14 protein-coding genes are annotated in these 14,955 nt (G+C 59.1%); 4 read left to right on the top strand and 10 right to left on the bottom strand.

The features are described from left to right. Positions 1 to 190: 190 nt before the first annotated feature. From CAG47_RS07040 to colR, 5 genes are all read right to left on the bottom strand, one after another. Positions 191 to 418 (bottom strand): hypothetical protein, encoded by a 228-nt coding sequence (locus tag CAG47_RS07040; protein WP_085724181.1) that lies wholly within the window; start codon positions 416 to 418, stop codon positions 191 to 193. 2 nt (positions 419 to 420) lie between these two features. Continuing rightward, complete coding sequence (locus CAG47_RS07035; RefSeq protein WP_085724180.1) at positions 421 to 1,134, bottom strand: lipopolysaccharide kinase InaA family protein; 714 nt, start codon at positions 1,132 to 1,134, stop codon at positions 421 to 423. A 4-nt stretch (positions 1,135 to 1,138) separates the two neighbouring features. Continuing rightward, on the bottom strand, positions 1,139 to 1,807 hold the full coding sequence (locus CAG47_RS07030) for a class I SAM-dependent methyltransferase (RefSeq protein ID WP_085724179.1): 669 nt from the start codon (positions 1,805 to 1,807) through the stop codon (positions 1,139 to 1,141). Positions 1,808 to 1,960: 153 nt separating this feature from the next. Further along, positions 1,961 to 3,235: a HAMP domain-containing sensor histidine kinase gene (locus CAG47_RS07025; RefSeq protein ID WP_085724178.1), complete on the bottom strand. Its 1,275-nt coding sequence runs from the start codon at positions 3,233 to 3,235 to the stop codon at positions 1,961 to 1,963. After that, complete coding sequence (gene colR / locus CAG47_RS07020) at positions 3,225 to 3,908, bottom strand: two-component system response regulator ColR (protein WP_007985839.1); 684 nt, start codon at positions 3,906 to 3,908, stop codon at positions 3,225 to 3,227. Before colR ends, CAG47_RS07025 begins: the two co-directional genes overlap by 11 nt. A gap of 202 nt (positions 3,909 to 4,110) precedes the next feature. On the opposite strand from colR, the gene CAG47_RS07015 reads away from it, so the two are divergent. Both CAG47_RS07015 and CAG47_RS07010 read left to right on the top strand, forming a co-directional pair. Beyond that, a complete protein-coding gene (locus CAG47_RS07015; protein WP_085724177.1) occupies positions 4,111 to 6,060 on the top strand; it encodes an LTA synthase family protein in 1,950 nt (649 codons plus the stop codon). A 53-nt stretch (positions 6,061 to 6,113) separates the two neighbouring features. Continuing rightward, positions 6,114 to 6,857, top strand: a complete 744-nt coding sequence (locus CAG47_RS07010) for a phosphatase PAP2 family protein (protein WP_085724176.1) — start codon at positions 6,114 to 6,116, stop codon at positions 6,855 to 6,857. A 173-nt stretch (positions 6,858 to 7,030) separates the two neighbouring features. Here CAG47_RS07010 and groL read toward each other — a convergent pair whose 3' ends face one another. The 4 genes from groL to CAG47_RS06990 form a co-directional block, all read right to left on the bottom strand. Further along, positions 7,031 to 8,677 carry a chaperonin GroEL gene (groL, locus tag CAG47_RS07005; protein WP_085724175.1) on the bottom strand — a complete coding sequence of 549 codons (1,647 nt, stop codon included), beginning with the start codon at positions 8,675 to 8,677 and terminating at the stop codon, positions 7,031 to 7,033. A gap of 49 nt (positions 8,678 to 8,726) precedes the next feature. Next, on the bottom strand, positions 8,727 to 9,020 hold the full coding sequence (locus CAG47_RS07000; RefSeq protein WP_075945518.1) for a co-chaperone GroES: 294 nt from the start codon (positions 9,018 to 9,020) through the stop codon (positions 8,727 to 8,729). A gap of 247 nt (positions 9,021 to 9,267) precedes the next feature. Beyond that, a complete protein-coding gene (locus CAG47_RS06995) occupies positions 9,268 to 9,744 on the bottom strand; it encodes an FxsA family protein (RefSeq protein WP_085724174.1) in 477 nt (158 codons plus the stop codon). A gap of 66 nt (positions 9,745 to 9,810) precedes the next feature. Next, positions 9,811 to 10,542, bottom strand: a complete 732-nt coding sequence (locus tag CAG47_RS06990) for a HugZ family protein (protein WP_085724173.1) — start codon at positions 10,540 to 10,542, stop codon at positions 9,811 to 9,813. A 164-nt stretch (positions 10,543 to 10,706) separates the two neighbouring features. Between CAG47_RS06990 and CAG47_RS06985 the strand changes: the two genes are divergently transcribed. Further along, on the top strand, positions 10,707 to 11,465 hold the full coding sequence (locus tag CAG47_RS06985; protein ID WP_085724172.1) for an SDR family oxidoreductase: 759 nt from the start codon (positions 10,707 to 10,709) through the stop codon (positions 11,463 to 11,465). Positions 11,466 to 11,595: 130 nt separating this feature from the next. On the opposite strand, the gene apbC is transcribed toward CAG47_RS06985, so the two are convergent. Then, positions 11,596 to 12,690: an iron-sulfur cluster carrier protein ApbC gene (gene apbC, locus CAG47_RS06980; RefSeq protein WP_085724171.1), complete on the bottom strand. Its 1,095-nt coding sequence runs from the start codon at positions 12,688 to 12,690 to the stop codon at positions 11,596 to 11,598. A 183-nt stretch (positions 12,691 to 12,873) separates the two neighbouring features. Between apbC and metG the strand changes: the two genes are divergently transcribed. Next, the gene (metG, locus tag CAG47_RS06975) at positions 12,874 to 14,925 is read left to right on the top strand and encodes a methionine--tRNA ligase (protein ID WP_085724170.1); all 2,052 of its coding nucleotides are present in this window, start codon (positions 12,874 to 12,876) and stop codon (positions 14,923 to 14,925) included. Positions 14,926 to 14,955: the final 30 nt, after the last annotated feature.

The raw sequence follows: 14,955 nt of genomic DNA, 5'->3' as shown, positions 1-14,955 counted from the left end.
CGAACCTGTGGGAGCGAGCCTGCTCGCGAAAGCGGAGTGTCAGTCAACATTCTTGTTGAATATTAAGCCGCCTTCGTCGGCACGCCGCCCGGAGCCGGCTCGCTCCCACATCGAATCTTATTGAGTTGAAAGTCAGGGCAGAAAAAAAGGCCTCGCATCAGCGAGGCCTTTCATTTGGGCTTCAATCGGTTCAACTTTGCGGCCTCAATCCCTGAGAAAGTCCGAACACGAATAGCAACAAATCATGATCGGGCCGAGTGGCCACGGATGCCTTGGCAACGCGTGGCAATGGACAATGTTCTTCTGCGCTTGTCGAGCTGAGAACCTGGGGGCGCGGTTGCTCCCAGGTTGCCATCGCGATCGATGCAACTGCCAAGGCTCCAACCAGAAACAAACCTCGTGCAATTTCGAGTTTCATCGCTATAAACCCTTGATAGCGCTGCCAAACGCCGTCTCATAAAAGTAGACGAGCTTTTTCCAGTCTGCATCGTTGAACGACGAGTGGCGACGCAATTGCTTCATGTCATGGGCAGCAGCGCGATTGGCGGTCAAACGCTGTCGGCATTTCTCCAGATCGATCAGGGCCACTTCGACCTTGGCCGACTCCCCCTCACCGGTCACGCGGACGAATACGTGCTTGATGTAGAGGCAACTGTGCTGCCAGCGGCCCTTGTGCATACGAGCCAGGTTTTCAGCCAGATCCTTGAGCACACGGTCGTAAACGGCTTCGCCATGACGTTCGCGGCCACCACCAGCGTACCAGTGCTCGATCTCCTCGAAGCCATCCAGTGACTTGGTGGCCAGCAATGCGCGCCATTTGTGCACAGGATCACGCTGCGCGCCGCAGAAAACGATTTGCGGAACCCGAACGCCCAGCGCAGTTACGCCGATGAGGGCCGCTTGCTCGCGCAGCACCGTAGGCCGCCCGAAAGGGTGCCGCCAACTGCGATGGATATGCCCGGTCTGACGCTTGACGTAGAGCAGTTGACCATCACTGCCCATAACGCGTTGAACACCGCTTTCCCCACCGCGACGGACGTTGGGTTCTTCTACCCATTCACCGCGCTGATTCCAAAAGTAATCGAAGCGGTCCTGGGGAGCGACTTCCGTTTCTGCTGCACACTGCACTGCCATCCTGTTACCTCTTGCGTAATACGTAAACTCGCCACATGGCATAGAGCGGCAAAAAGTCCAGTCGTTCCTGGATGCGGAAACCTGCCTGCTCAAATTCCTTTTCTACGGTAGCGACCGGAAACACAAACCGGTTTTGGTAACCTTCCTGCCCTCGGGTTCTCTCCGAACGCTTGCGCTTCCAGGCCTTGAAGTTGCCATCGACCCACAACGAAAGGATCACGCTGTCACGGGAAACGCGCTCGAACTCGCGCAATATGGCCAAGCGATGCTCGGCTTCGCCGATGTGGTGGAGCAAGCGCATGCAAAAAATGCTGTCGACGGAATTGTCCGGCAAGGCGATGTCGAATGCGGAAGTGTGCAAGGGTTGTACCCGTTTCACCACATCGGCAGGTTGCGCCTGGGTGGCGATCTTCAGCATGGACTCCGAGTTATCGGCGCCGATGATCACGCGGTTGGGCTTTTCCGCCAGCATGGGCCAGAAACGCCCCGCACCGCACGGCAGGTCGAGGACCAGGCCAGGTTCGCCAACCAGGGCCAGCGCCTTGCGCGCCAGCTGCACGTCACGCCAGTGGGACAATCGACGGCCGAGACCATCCTGGTGTTTGCGCAAATAGCGTTGCGCGTGTTGATCGTCATATTTTTCGGAAAAATCGAGCTTGATCGGGCCGTCCATACATCAGGTCTCCTGAACTTCTGATTCCAACCACCTTAGGTTTCGGGGTGTCGGTTTCAGGTGATCCATTTGTGAAAATTTCGTTATGGAAATCTGAAAGTATTGCAGCGTTTTACAGAGCTGGCAGGGTTTCCGGACGCTTGGCTCAATAGCTCAAGTTCGGGACAGATCCACCTGAAAACGGCAGCCATTGGGCTCCACGGTTGTCAGGCTGACGCTCCAGCCCTGGTTTTCACAGATCCGTTGTACCAGTGAAAGCCCAAGCCCCAGGCCTTCCCCGCGCTTTTCAGTGCCACGAACGAACGGCTCGAACATCGCCTCGCGTTTGTCCTCGGGAATGCCCACGCCACTGTCTTCTATCAGAAAGCCTGTGCCCGTCAGGGTCAGGCGGATGAAGCCCTGTTCGGTGTAATGCAAGGCATTGCGCAGCAAGTTCCCCATCACCGCATGCAAGAGCGTGGCGTTGTAGCCCTTGCCCTCAGGATTTCCCGGCTCGAAGATCAGCTTCAACCCTTTGCTTTCAATAGGCTCGCGCCACAGATTCAGCAGGCCCTCGGCCACCTGGCCCAGAGACTGCTGCGGCGACATGCTGGCGTCTTCGCGCTGGGCGCGGGCCAGCATCAGGAAGGTTTGGACCAGTTCACGCATTTCTTCACAGGCCCGGGCGATGCGCTCGACCTGGGCGCGGCCGCGCTGATCGATGCCCGGGTTTTCCAGCAACAGCTCGCATGAGCTGGCCAATATCATCAGGGGAGTACGCAATTCGTGGCTGACATCGCTGGTGAACAACCGCTCGCGGGTCAGGGCCTGACGCAAGCGCCCGAGGGTGGCATCGAAAGCCACGGCCAGTTCGCCCACTTCGTCAGCGGCATAGTCCGGGGCCAAAGGAGGAGCCAACCCCAGCAGTTGATCGCGATGGCGTACCTGGCGGGCCAGGCGTACCACCGGAGCCATCACCTTGCGAGCCAGGACCCAGCCGAGAAACACCGCAAGCGCCAGGCTGAGCACGAAGCCCACCAGCACCACCGCAAACAGCACCCGCTCACGTTCCTCAAAGTCACTCTGATCCTGCAACAGCACGTACCGCCGGCCGTCGACGATTTCGACCATGGCGTGGTACGACAGGTTTTCACGGAACACTTCATGGAAACCCGGCTCCAGGTGCCGCAGGTCCTTGGGCAACCTGAAATCCCCCGGACCGCTGCTGAAGTAGAACAATTGGTCCGGTTCGGGTCGATGGCTCCAGTCCGTGACATTGTCCATCAGCAACAGGCGCTGCAAATCGCCGCCCAGGCCCGCCGAAATCAGTTTTTCCTCAACCAGGTGCACGGTTGCCACGATGCCCATGGCAAAGGCACCCGCCACCAGTACGCTCATCAGCGCAAAGGCGATGATGATGCGTTGGGAAAGGCTCTGCTTAAACTCCATCACGCCCCTCGGCCAAGCGATACCCCACACCGTGCACGGTCTGCAACAACGGCTTGGCGAACGGCTTGTCGATTACCTGGCGCAGTTGGTGGACATGGCTGCGCAGGCTGTCGCTGTCCGGACAGTCATCGCCCCACAGGGCCTCTTCAAGAATTTCACGACGCAACACATGGGGGCTTTTCTGCATCAGCACCGCCAACAACTTCAGGCCGACGGGGTTGAGCTTGAGCAACCGTCCTTCGCGGGTGACTTCCAGGGTGTCGAGGTCATAGCTCAGATCGCCGACCTGCAAGGTCCGCCGCCCGCCACCCTGGGTACGACGCATGACCGCTTCGATACGCGCTGCCAGCTCAGACAGGGCAAACGGTTTGATCAGATAGTCATCGGCACCGGACTTGAAGCCTTGCAGGCGGTCATCCAGTTGATCACGGGCCGTGAGCATGATCACCGGCGTTTCGCGGCGGGCGTCTTCGCGCAGGCGCTTGCACAGGGTATAGCCGTCGATGCCGGGCAACATGATATCGAGTACGATCAAATCGTAATGCTCGGTGGCCGCCAGATGCAGGCCAGACAAACCATCCTGCGCGCAATCCACGGTATAGCCTTTGAGCCCCAGGTAATCGGCCAGGTTGGCCAGGATATCGCGGTTGTCTTCAACCAATAGAATTCGCATGGGTGTCTCTCCGTTCACAGTAACGGCCGTCGTGGCCCGCGCAGCTTAAGGCCAAGCGTGGCTCACGACTAGGGGCAAGCTTTGGATGGATCAATTCGTTCAACCACAAGGTAAGATTGACAAGTTTTTCACTATCGATTCACACGCTGACTACGGCGGTCGATAGAGACTGTCACGCGATTGATAATAAGGAATATAGAAAATGGACTCTTTGAAGACAGCGCCCATGCGTTATTTGCTGCTGGTGACCGGCACCTGGCTGGCATTGTTTTTTCTGACTCGAACGGTCCTTCTCCTCACGCACCTCGATGAGGCCGGAAGCGGCTTCGTGTCGGTCTTCGGCATCGGCTTGCTATACGATCTGGGTTTCATTGCCTATGCGGCACTGCCCATGGGTCTCTACCTGTTGCTGTGCCCGCCGGCCTTATGGCGCAGCCGTGGGCACCGCTGGTTTCTTCAAGGTCTGTTGACGGTCAGTCTGTTTGCGATGTTGTTCACATCGGTGGCCGAGTGGCTGTTCTGGGATGAATTCGGCGTTCGCTTCAACTTCATCGCCGTCGACTATCTGGTGTATTCCGACGAAGTACTGAACAACCTGCTGGAGTCCTACCCGATCGGCACGCTGCTGAGCATTCTCGCCGTGCTGGCCGTGGCCCTGAGTTTCGCATTGCGTAAAGCTTTCATCGCTGCGCTCGATGCGCCATTGCCGCCGCTGCGTGGCCGCTTGCTCAATGCACTCGGCTTGTTGATCGCCGCCGGCCTGAGCTTGCAATTGCTCAGCCAGGATGCCCCGCGCGCCCAAGGCGGCAATGCCTATCAGAATGAACTGGCGAGCAATGGCCCTTATCAATTCTTCGCGGCATTCCGTAATAACGAACTGGACTACCCGCAGTTCTACAGCACACTGCCGCCGGCCGTGGTTGCCCAGCAGATTCGCGCTGAACTGGCAGAACCCAATGCCCGCTTCGTGGGTGAGGACCCGCAGGACATACGCCGACAGATCGATAACCCGGGCGCGCTGCGCAAGCCCAATATCGTGCTGGTCACCATTGAAAGCTTGAGCGCCAAGTACATGGGCAGCAACGGTGACACCCGTAACCTGACCCCCAATCTTGATGCCCTGCGCAAGCAGAGCCTGTATTTCAACAATTTCTACGCCACCGGCACCCGCACCGACCGCGGCCTGGAAGCCATCACCCTGTCGATTCCGCCGACGCCAGGCCGCTCGATCGTCAAGCGCGTGGGTCGTGAAAGCGGCTTTGCCAGCCTTGGCCAGCAACTCAATGCCGTGGGTTACGACAGCGTATTTGTTTACGGCGGGCGCGGTTACTTCGACAACATGAATGCGTTCTTCAGCGGTAACGGGTACCGCATCGTGGACCAGAGCAGCGTCGAGGAGTCGGAGATTCACTTCAAGAATGCCTGGGGCATGGCAGACGAAGATCTCTACAAGCAGACACTGAAACTGGCCGATGCCGACTACGCCAGGCAACAGCCATTCCTGCTGCAACTGATGACGACGTCCAACCATCGTCCTTACACCTATCCGGACAACCGGATCGACATCAAGTCCGGCAACGGCCGTGACGGCGCAGTGAAATACACCGACTACGCCATTGGTCAGTTCCTTGATCAGGCGCGTCAAAAACCCTGGTTTGACAATACAATCTTCGTCTTTGTCGCCGACCACACCGCAGGCAGCGCCGGCAAGGAAGACTTGCCTATCGCCAACTATCAGATCCCGCTGTTCATCTATGCACCCAAGCTGATCGAGGCTCGGGAAACCGCACAGTTGGCCAGCCAGATCGACCTGGCACCGACGTTGCTCGGCCTGCTCAATCTGGATTATGAATCGACATTCTTTGGACGTAACCTGTTGCAAGATAACCCGCTGCCACCACGGGTGGTGGTCGGCAACTATCAGCACCTGGGGTTGTTCGACGGCAAGGACCTGGCGATCTTGAGCCCTCGCCAGGGCTTGCGTCGTCACGATGAAGCGCTGACCGAAAGCCGCGAATCCCGCTCCAGCGCCGATGACCCGCTGATTACCCGTGCAATCACCTATTACCAAACCGCCAGTTATGGCTTCAAGCAACAGCTGCTTGGCTGGAAGGCGCCCAAGGAGGGTGCCGGTCAAGTCGGCGAACGTTAACCGAACCGCCCCGGGCCGATGCCCCGGGGTTTTTCCTTTGTTCAGGATCCACCATGTCATCAACCGCTGTCCGCCCTGCCCCTCGCCCGCTCAACTTCTGGGTGTGTCTGGGCGTCCCCGCCATTGCGGCGATCGTTCTGGTATTGCTCGAATTGACCAGCCTGGACATGGACCTGGCCAAGCTGTTTTACGACCCGGTCGCCGGGGAATTCATCGGACGCCACAGTTACTTCCTCGAGGACATCCTGCACGATCGCGCCAAGCAAGTGGTCATCGCCTTTTCGGTGCTTGCCATCTTCGGCTACATCGCCTCGTTTTTCATGGCCAAACTCAAACCAATCAAGCGTGAACTGGGTTGCCTGGTGCTGACCCTGGGCCTGGCGACTTCCTTTGTCACGCCGATGAAAGCGGTGACCGCGGTGCAGTGTCCCTGGAGCCTTGAGCAGTTCGGCGGCCACGAGACCTACAGCGAACTGTTGAGCCCGCGCCCGCACACCGAAAAGCCTGGTCGTTGCTGGCCCGGCGGCCATGCGGCCACCGGTTTCACCCTGTTTGCCCTGTTTTTCGTCTTGCGTGACCGTCGTCCACGCATGGCTCGTGCAGCGTTGGTCTTCGCCTTTGCCCTCGGCTCGGTGTTCTCCATCGGGAGGATGTTGCAGGGTGCACACTTCTTCTCGCACAACGTGTGGACGGCAGTGTTCTGCTGGCTGATTTGCCTGGGGTCGTATTACTACATCCTGTATCGACCGATGATGAAGACTGAGCGAGCGGTCAACGCGGATCCGCTCAGCGCCTGACCTGACGTCATCGCGGGCAAGCCACGCTCCCACAGAGGCGATGCAGATTCTGTGGGTGCGTGGCTTGCCCGCGATGGGCGCGACGCGATCTCCAGCCAACCCCAAAATGAAGGCAATAAAAAACCCCGCCTGCTTGCGCAGGCGGGGTTTTTTCGTACAAGGGTAAGGCTGGCTTACATCATGCCGCCCATGCCACCCATGCCGCCCATGTCTGGCATGCCGCCGCCAGCTGGAGCATCTTTCTTCGGTGCATCAGCGATCGCAACGTCGGTGGTCAGCAACAGACCGGCAATCGAAGCGGCTGCCTGCAGCGCCGAACGGGTTACCTTGGTTGGGTCCAGGATGCCCATTTCGATCATGTCGCCGTATTCGCCAGAAGCAGCGTTGTAACCGAAGTTACCTTTGCCGTTCTTGACTTCGTTGACCACAACGCTTGGCTCGTCACCGCTGTTGGCGGAGATCTGACGCAGCGGAGCTTCGACGGCACGCTTGAGAACCGAAATACCAACGTCCTGGTCAGCGTTGTCGCCCTTGAGCTCGGAGATAGCTTGCAGGGAACGGATCAGGGCCACGCCACCGCCAGGCACCACGCCTTCTTCAACGGCTGCACGGGTAGCGTGCAGGGCGTCTTCAACGCGGGCTTTCTTCTCTTTCATTTCAACTTCGGAACCAGCGCCGACCTTGATCACTGCAACGCCGCCGGACAGCTTGGCCAGACGCTCTTGCAGTTTTTCACGGTCGTAGTCCGAGGAAGTCTCGGCAACCTGGGCGCGGATCTGGGCGATACGTGCTTCGATGTCGCCTTGTACGCCAGCACCGTCAACGATGATGGTGTTTTCCTTGGACAGGGTGACGCGCTTGGCGTTACCCAGGTGCTCCAGGGTGGTGCTTTCCAGGCTCAGGCCGATCTCTTCGGAGATTACGGTACCGCCGGTCAGAACAGCGATGTCCTGCAACATGGCCTTGCGACGGTCGCCGAAGCCTGGAGCCTTGACGGCTGCGACTTTAACGATGCCACGCATGTTGTTCACAACCAGAGTCGCCAGGGCTTCGCCTTCAACGTCTTCGGCCACGATCAGCAGTGGACGGCCGGCTTTGGCAACGGCTTCCAGTACTGGCAGCATTTCGCGGATGTTCGAGATTTTCTTGTCGACCAGCAGGATCAGTGGGCCGTCGAGCTCGGCAACCATGGTGTCCGGCTTGTTGACGAAGTACGGGGACAGGTAGCCACGGTCGAACTGCATGCCTTCGACAACCGACAGTTCGTTTTCCAGGCCCGAGCCTTCTTCAACGGTGATCACGCCTTCTTTACCGACCTTTTCCATGGCTTCGGCAATGATGTCGCCGATGGAGTTGTCGGAGTTGGCGGAGATGGTGCCTACCTGAGCGATTGCCTTGGTGTCGGCGCAAGGCTTGGACAGGGCTTTCAATTCCTTGACGATAGCGATGGTCGCTTTGTCGATACCACGCTTGAGGTCCATCGGGTTCATGCCGGCAGCGACGGCTTTCAGGCCTTCGTTGACGATCGATTGAGCCAGAACGGTAGCGGTGGTGGTGCCGTCGCCCGCGTCATCGTTGGCACGGGAGGCAACGTCTTTGACCAGCTGCGCGCCCATGTTTTCGAAACGGTCTTCCAGTTCGATTTCTTTGGCTACGGAAACGCCGTCCTTGGTGATGGTCGGAGCGCCGAAGCTCTTCTCGATGATCACGTTACGGCCTTTCGGGCCCAGGGTCGCTTTTACTGCGTCAGCCAGGACGTTGACACCGGTGAGCATTTTCTTGCGGGCGGAATCGCCGAATTTAACTTCTTTAGCAGCCATGATCGATATTCCTTAAATACTTTGAAGTAGCGGGAAAATGAGCGGGTAATCAGCCTTCGATAACAGCGAGGATTTCGTTCTCGCTCATTACCAGCAGGTCTTCGCCGTCGACTTTCACAGTGTTGCTGCCGGAGTAAGGACCGAACACAACCTTGTCGCCCACTTTCACGGACAGTGCACGCACTTCACCGTTGTCCAGTACGCGGCCGGTGCCTACAGCGAGGATTTCGCCGCTGTTGGCTTTTTCAGCAGCCGAACCTGGCAGGACGATACCGCCAGCGGTTTTCTTTTCTTCTTCGCTGCGACGGATGACGACGCGGTCATGCAGAGGACGAAGCTTCATTGTCGATCTCTCCTAATTGTGGTTTTCATCGGCCGGTGTTGTCCCGGCGGGTTTAACAAAGGCCGGCGGTGCCGGTTGCGGTTCGTCAAGCGAACCGCGGAAGTCTGTCTGGCGTGATTGCCAGAAACCTTGCGGTGACCGTTACATAAGGGCGCACAAGCTTATTACAAGGGCGGGATCGAAAATTTTTCAGATCGAGACTCCGCAAACGAACACGGCACCCCAAGGTGCCGTGTGTTGCCTGGTATTACTTGGTGTCGCGGTGTTCAAACTCGCCTTCGATCACGGTCGGTTCACGCCCCAGTGGCTCGCGCGGGGCTGGGCCGCCGCGTGCCTGCAGGTCGTCGGCGAACGCTCGCTGACGCATGGCCTGCTCTTCGGCGCGCTGGCGCATTTTGCCCGCCAACAGACGGCGACTGAACGGCAGCAACAGGAACAGACCGATCACATCGCTGATAAAGCCCGGAAGAATCAACAGACCGCCTGCCAATGCCAGCATCAGGCCCTCGAGCATGGTCTGGGCCGGCAGTTCGCCGCGGCTCAGGCTTTCACGGGCACGCAGGGCCGTGGCCAGGCCGGCGATACGCAGCACGAACACGCCGAACATCGAGCCGAGAATGATCAGCAGCAGGGCCGGGAAAAACCCGATAGCCCCTGCCACCTTGACGAATACGAACAGCTCCAACACCGGAAACAGCAGAAAGAGCAACAAAAAAGGGCGCATCAAATGGTTCCTCAACGCAAGAATGCCTTGCCAGTTCACATTAGATGACGTCGCCGTTTCGTGAATTCAAGCGTCGGTCACTTCATTTTTCGGCCAATGTTCGGCGTGAGCCAGAGAAACCAAGGCTTCGCGGACTTGTGTCGGGGTATTACAAGGCGCTTGAAACGGCAACCAGTACAGGCTTTGACCAATACGCAGGTGCATGCCTTCGGTGTCGATACCGACCATCTGCGCCGGTGAAGTTTTCGGCAGGCCCGCCAGGTCCACGTAGTGGGCAATGGCTTTGGCATGATCGGCATTCATGTGCTCGACCATGCTCACCTCGGCCTTGCCGGCGAACGGGTTGGCCAGGGTCAGCTCGTTGACCCAGTGAATCGCGCCAAAACCGCCGATATAGCGATGGCGTACAGGCTTGAGCACCCAGAAATCGAAATCGTGAGCCTGGTGATAACCCTGCGACTCCGGGAAATAGCGGTAATAACGCTCGGAGGCGGCCTCAATGGCGGCTTCGTCTTCTATCTGATGCGCTTCGGCCAGGTATGTCAGTCGACCAACGGCCTGGACATCTTCAGCTCCACGCTCACCGACAAAGAGCGAGCACTTCGGATCTTTTTGCAGGTTATGCGTGTGCTGGGCGATGCGGCTGATCAGGATCAGCGGTCGGCCCAGCTCGTCCAGACAGTACGGAACCACGGAGCCGAACGGAAAACCGGGCATCGACTTGGAGTGTGTCGAGAGCACACCACGGTATTCCTTGAGAAGCAATTCTCGTGCATGCTTAGCCGCTTCAACGCTCAATTTATGACTCCTTAAATAGAATCCGTCACAAAACGGACAAGCTGCTGGTGAAAACCCCAGCACGCATCGGGGGGCAGATCTCATGTGCAGCCGGGCCATGTCAGGCGCAGATCGAGAGGCCCTCCACAAGTAAACCACTCAGACCTGCTACCGGGGGCATGCGAATGCAACTCACTGACAAAGTAATCATTATCACTGGCGGTTGCCAGGGTTTAGGTCGCTCCATGGCCGAGTATTTCGCCAGCAAGGGCGCGAAGCTCGCACTGGTCGACCTCAATCAGGAAAAACTCGACGCCGCCGTCGCGGCCTGCAAGGCCAAGGGCGTCGAAGCCCGCGCCTACCTGTGCAACGTCGCCAATGAAGAGCAAGTGACCCACATGGTGGCCCAGGTCGCCGAAGATTTCGGTGCGATCCACGGCTTGATCAACAATGCCGGGATTCTGCGCGACGGCCTGTTGCTCAAGGTCAAGGATGGTGAAATGACCAAGATGAGCCTGGCCCAGTGGCAGGCCGTGATCGACGTCAACCTGACTGGCGTGTTCCTGTGCACCCGCGAAGTCGCGGCGAAAATGGTCGAGCTGGAAAACAGCGGCGCGATTATCAATATCTCGTCGATTTCCCGCGCCGGCAACGTCGGCCAGACCAACTACTCGGCGGCCAAGGCCGGGGTCGCGGCGGCTACCGTGACCTGGGCCAAGGAACTGGCGCGCTACGGTATTCGCGTCGCCGGCATTGCGCCGGGCTTCATCGAAACCGAAATGACCCTGGGCATGAAGCCTGAAGCCCTGGAGAAAATGACCGCCGGCATTCCGCTCAAGCGCATGGGCAAGCCGGAGGAAATCGCCCATTCGGCGGCGTACATCTTCGAGAACGACTATTACACCGGCCGGATCCTGGAGATGGATGGCGGGCTGCGTATCTAAAGCCCCCACAAAACGACTCCTGTAGGAGCAAGCAAGCTCGCGATGACGGATTATCATTCAACAGATTCGTTGACTGAAGTGCCGCTATCGCGAGCTTGCTCGCTCCTACAGGGCGATTGCGTTCACACCCTCAATCGTCGCTGACGCTGATGTTCGGCATCGCCGGCGTCAACGCTTCCTGCAATACGATCCGCGCACCGACATGGCGCGCCAGCTCCTGGTAAACCAGGGCGATCGGGCTGTCAGGCTCGGCGATCACCGTTGGCTTGCCACCATCGGCCTGCTCGCGGATCGCCATCGACAGCGGCAACGAGGCCAGCAACTCGACGCCATACTGGCTGGCCAGCTTCACGCCACCACCCTCACCGAACAGATGCTCGGCATGGCCGCAGTTCGAGCAGATGTGCACGGCCATGTTTTCCACCACGCCAAGCACCGGAATGTTGACCTTGCGGAACATTTCCACGCCCTTGCGCGCGTCCAGCAATGCCAGGTCCTGCGGGGTGGTAACGATGACTGCACCGGCCACAGGCACTTTCTGCGCCAGGGTCAACTGGATGTCACCGGTGCCCGGCGGCATATCGATGACCAGGTAATCCAGGTCGCCCCATGCGGTTTGCGTTACCAGTTGCAGCAAGGCACCGGAGACCATCGGACCACGCCAGACCATCGGTGTGTTGTCATCGGTGAGGAAGGCCATGGACATCACTTCGACGCCATGGGACTTGAGCGGAACGAACCACTTCTGATCCTTGACCTCGGGACGGGTGCGCTCGGGGATACCGAACATGATGCCCTGGCTCGGGCCGTAGATGTCCGCATCCAGAATCCCGACCCTGGCGCCTTCACGGGCCAGGGCCAGGGCCAGGTTGGCCGCCGTGGTGGACTTGCCCACGCCGCCCTTGCCGGAGGCCACGGCTACCACGTTCTTGACGTTGGCAAGCCCCGGAATCTGTGCCTGGGCCTTGTGCGCAGCGATCACGCTGGTGATCTCGACGCGGGCGCTTGCCACCCCGTCCAACCCCTGAATGGCCATTTCCAGCATCTGAGCCCAGCCACTCTTGAACAGACCGGCGGCGTAACCCAGCTCTAGCTGGACGCTGACGCGGTCGCCCTGGATCTCGATATTGCGCACGCACCCGGCGCTGACCGGGTCCTGGTTCAGGTAAGGGTCGGTGTATTGGCGAAGGACGGCTTCCACCGCTGCGCGATTGACGGCGCTCATGGGCAACTCCGAAAACAGGACTGGAAAAGATATCGGGTATCGTACCCGTTCCGAGCGCTCGGCGGGATGCTCAAAAGATGGCATCGACCCGTTACTCATCCAATGAAACAGGCTCACAGGGTGAAAAATATGCGCCAGCGCTTTATAGTGGCCGACCTCCGTTTCATCAAGTAGCCGAGCCCCATGTCCGAGCCACGCAAGATCCTCGTCACCAGCGCCCTGCCCTATGCCAATGGTTCGATTCACCTCGGCCATATGCTGGAATACATCCAGACCGATATGTGGGTGCGCTTCCAGAAGCACCGCGGCAATCAATGCATCTATGTCTGCGCCGACGACGCCCACGGTTCGGCGATCATGCTGCGCGCGGAAAAGGAAGGCATCACCCCGGAACAACTGATCGCCAACGTCCAGGCTGAACACAGCGCCGACTTTGCCGACTTCCTGGTGGACTTCGACAACTTCCACTCCACTCACGCCGAAGAAAACCGTGAGCTGTCGAGCCAGATCTACCTGAAGCTGCGTGACGCCGGGCACATTGCCACGCGCTCGATCACCCAGTATTTCGACCCGGAAAAGAAAATGTTCCTGGCCGACCGCTTCATCAAGGGCACCTGCCCGAAATGCGGCACCGAAGACCAGTACGGCGACAACTGCGAAAAATGCGGCGCAACCTACGCGCCAACCGACCTGAAGGATCCGAAATCGGCGATCTCCGGTGCCACCCCGGTGCTCAAGGATTCCCAGCACTTCTTCTTCAAGCTGCCAGACTTCCAGCAAATGCTGCAGACCTGGACCCGCAGCGGCACCCTGCAAGATGCCGTGGCCAACAAGATCGCCGAATGGCTGGATTCCGGCCTGCAACAGTGGGACATCTCCCGCGATGCGCCGTACTTCGGCTTCGAAATTCCCGACGAACCGGGCAAGTACTTCTATGTCTGGCTGGATGCGCCGATCGGCTACATGGCCAGCTTCAAGAACCTGTGCAACCGCACGCCGGAGCTGGACTTCGACGCGTTCTGGGGCAAGGACTCCACCGCCGAGCTGTATCACTTCATCGGCAAGGACATCGTCAACTTCCACGCCCTGTTCTGGCCAGCCATGCTCGAAGGCGCGGGCTACCGCAAGCCCACCGGGATCAACGTGCACGGTTACCTGACCGTCAACGGCCAGAAGATGTCCAAGTCCCGCGGCACGTTCATCAAGGCCCGCACCTACCTGGAACACCTGTCGCCGGAATACCTGCGCTACTACTACGCGGCCAAGCTGGGCCGCGGTGTCGATGACCTCGACCTGAACCTCGAAGACTTCGTGCAGAAGGTCAACTCCGACCTGGTGGGCAAAGTCGTCAACATCGCCAGCCGTTGCGCCGGTTTCATCAACAAGGGCAATGCTGGCGTGATGGTCGACACCAACGCCGCGCCGGAACTGACCGAAGCCTTCCTGGCTGCTGCGCCGAGCATTGCCGACGCTTATGAAGCCCGCGACTTCGCCCGCGCCATGCGCGAGATCATGGGCCTGGCCGACCGCGCCAACGCCTGGATCGCCGACAAGGCGCCGTGGTCGCTGAACAAACAGGAAGGCAAACAGGATGAAGTCCAGGCCATCTGCGCCACCGGCGTCAACCTGTTCCGCCAGCTGGTGATCTTCCTCAAACCGGTCCTGCCGCTGCTGGCCGCCGACGCCGAGGCGTTCCTGAACGTTGCGCCGCTGACCTGGAACGACCACGCGACCTTGCTCGGCAACCATCAGTTGAACGAGTTCAAGCCGCTGATGACCCGAATCGACCCGGTCAAAGTGCAAGCCATGACCGATGCTTCGAAGGAAGACCTGACCGCCAGCCAGACCGACACCGGCGAAGCCGCACCTGCCGGCAATGGCGAACTGGCCAAGGATCCTCTGTCGCCGGAAATCGAATTCGACACCTTCGCGGCAGTCGATTTGCGCGTCGCGCTGATCGTCAAGGCTGAACACGTGGAAGGCGCCGACAAGCTGCTGCGCCTGACCCTGGACATCGGTGACGAGCAACGCAACGTGTTCTCCGGTATCAAGAGCGCTTACCCGGACCCGTCCAAGCTCGATGGCCGCCTGACCATGATGATCGCCAACCTCAAGCCACGGAAAATGAAGTTCGGTATCTCCGAAGGCATGGTGATGGCAGCCGGCCCTGGCGGAGAAGAAATCTACTTGCTCAGCCCTGACAGCGGCGCCAAGCCGGGTCAGCGCATCAAGTAAGGCCTGCAGCAAATCGATCCCACAGTCGTG

The organism is Pseudomonas sp. R37(2017) (assembly GCF_002113375.1).
GTDB lineage: Bacteria > Pseudomonadota > Gammaproteobacteria > Pseudomonadales > Pseudomonadaceae > Aquipseudomonas.
This window is presented reverse-complemented; position numbering and strand designations above follow the sequence as displayed.

Bases quoted from the DNA above. Each gene is read 5' to 3' on its own strand.
- CAG47_RS07040 (WP_085724181.1), bottom strand. From the start codon at position 418: ATGAAACTCGAAATTGCACGAGGTTTGTTTCTGGTTGGAGCCTTGGCA.
- CAG47_RS07035 (WP_085724180.1), bottom strand. From the start codon at position 1,134: ATGGCAGTGCAGTGTGCAGCAGAAACGGAAGTCGCTCCCCAGGACCGC.
- CAG47_RS07030 (WP_085724179.1), bottom strand. From the start codon at position 1,807: ATGGACGGCCCGATCAAGCTCGATTTTTCCGAAAAATATGACGATCAA.
- CAG47_RS07025 (WP_085724178.1), bottom strand. From the start codon at position 3,235: ATGGAGTTTAAGCAGAGCCTTTCCCAACGCATCATCATCGCCTTTGCG.
- colR (WP_007985839.1), bottom strand. From the start codon at position 3,908: ATGCGAATTCTATTGGTTGAAGACAACCGCGATATCCTGGCCAACCTG.
- CAG47_RS07015 (WP_085724177.1), top strand. From the start codon at position 4,111: ATGGACTCTTTGAAGACAGCGCCCATGCGTTATTTGCTGCTGGTGACC.
- CAG47_RS07010 (WP_085724176.1), top strand. From the start codon at position 6,114: ATGTCATCAACCGCTGTCCGCCCTGCCCCTCGCCCGCTCAACTTCTGG.
- groL (WP_085724175.1), bottom strand. From the start codon at position 8,677: ATGGCTGCTAAAGAAGTTAAATTCGGCGATTCCGCCCGCAAGAAAATG.
- CAG47_RS07000 (WP_075945518.1), bottom strand. From the start codon at position 9,020: ATGAAGCTTCGTCCTCTGCATGACCGCGTCGTCATCCGTCGCAGCGAA.
- CAG47_RS06995 (WP_085724174.1), bottom strand. From the start codon at position 9,744: ATGCGCCCTTTTTTGTTGCTCTTTCTGCTGTTTCCGGTGTTGGAGCTG.
- CAG47_RS06985 (WP_085724172.1), top strand. From the start codon at position 10,707: ATGCAACTCACTGACAAAGTAATCATTATCACTGGCGGTTGCCAGGGT.
- apbC (WP_085724171.1), bottom strand. From the start codon at position 12,690: ATGAGCGCCGTCAATCGCGCAGCGGTGGAAGCCGTCCTTCGCCAATAC.
- metG (WP_085724170.1), top strand. From the start codon at position 12,874: ATGTCCGAGCCACGCAAGATCCTCGTCACCAGCGCCCTGCCCTATGCC.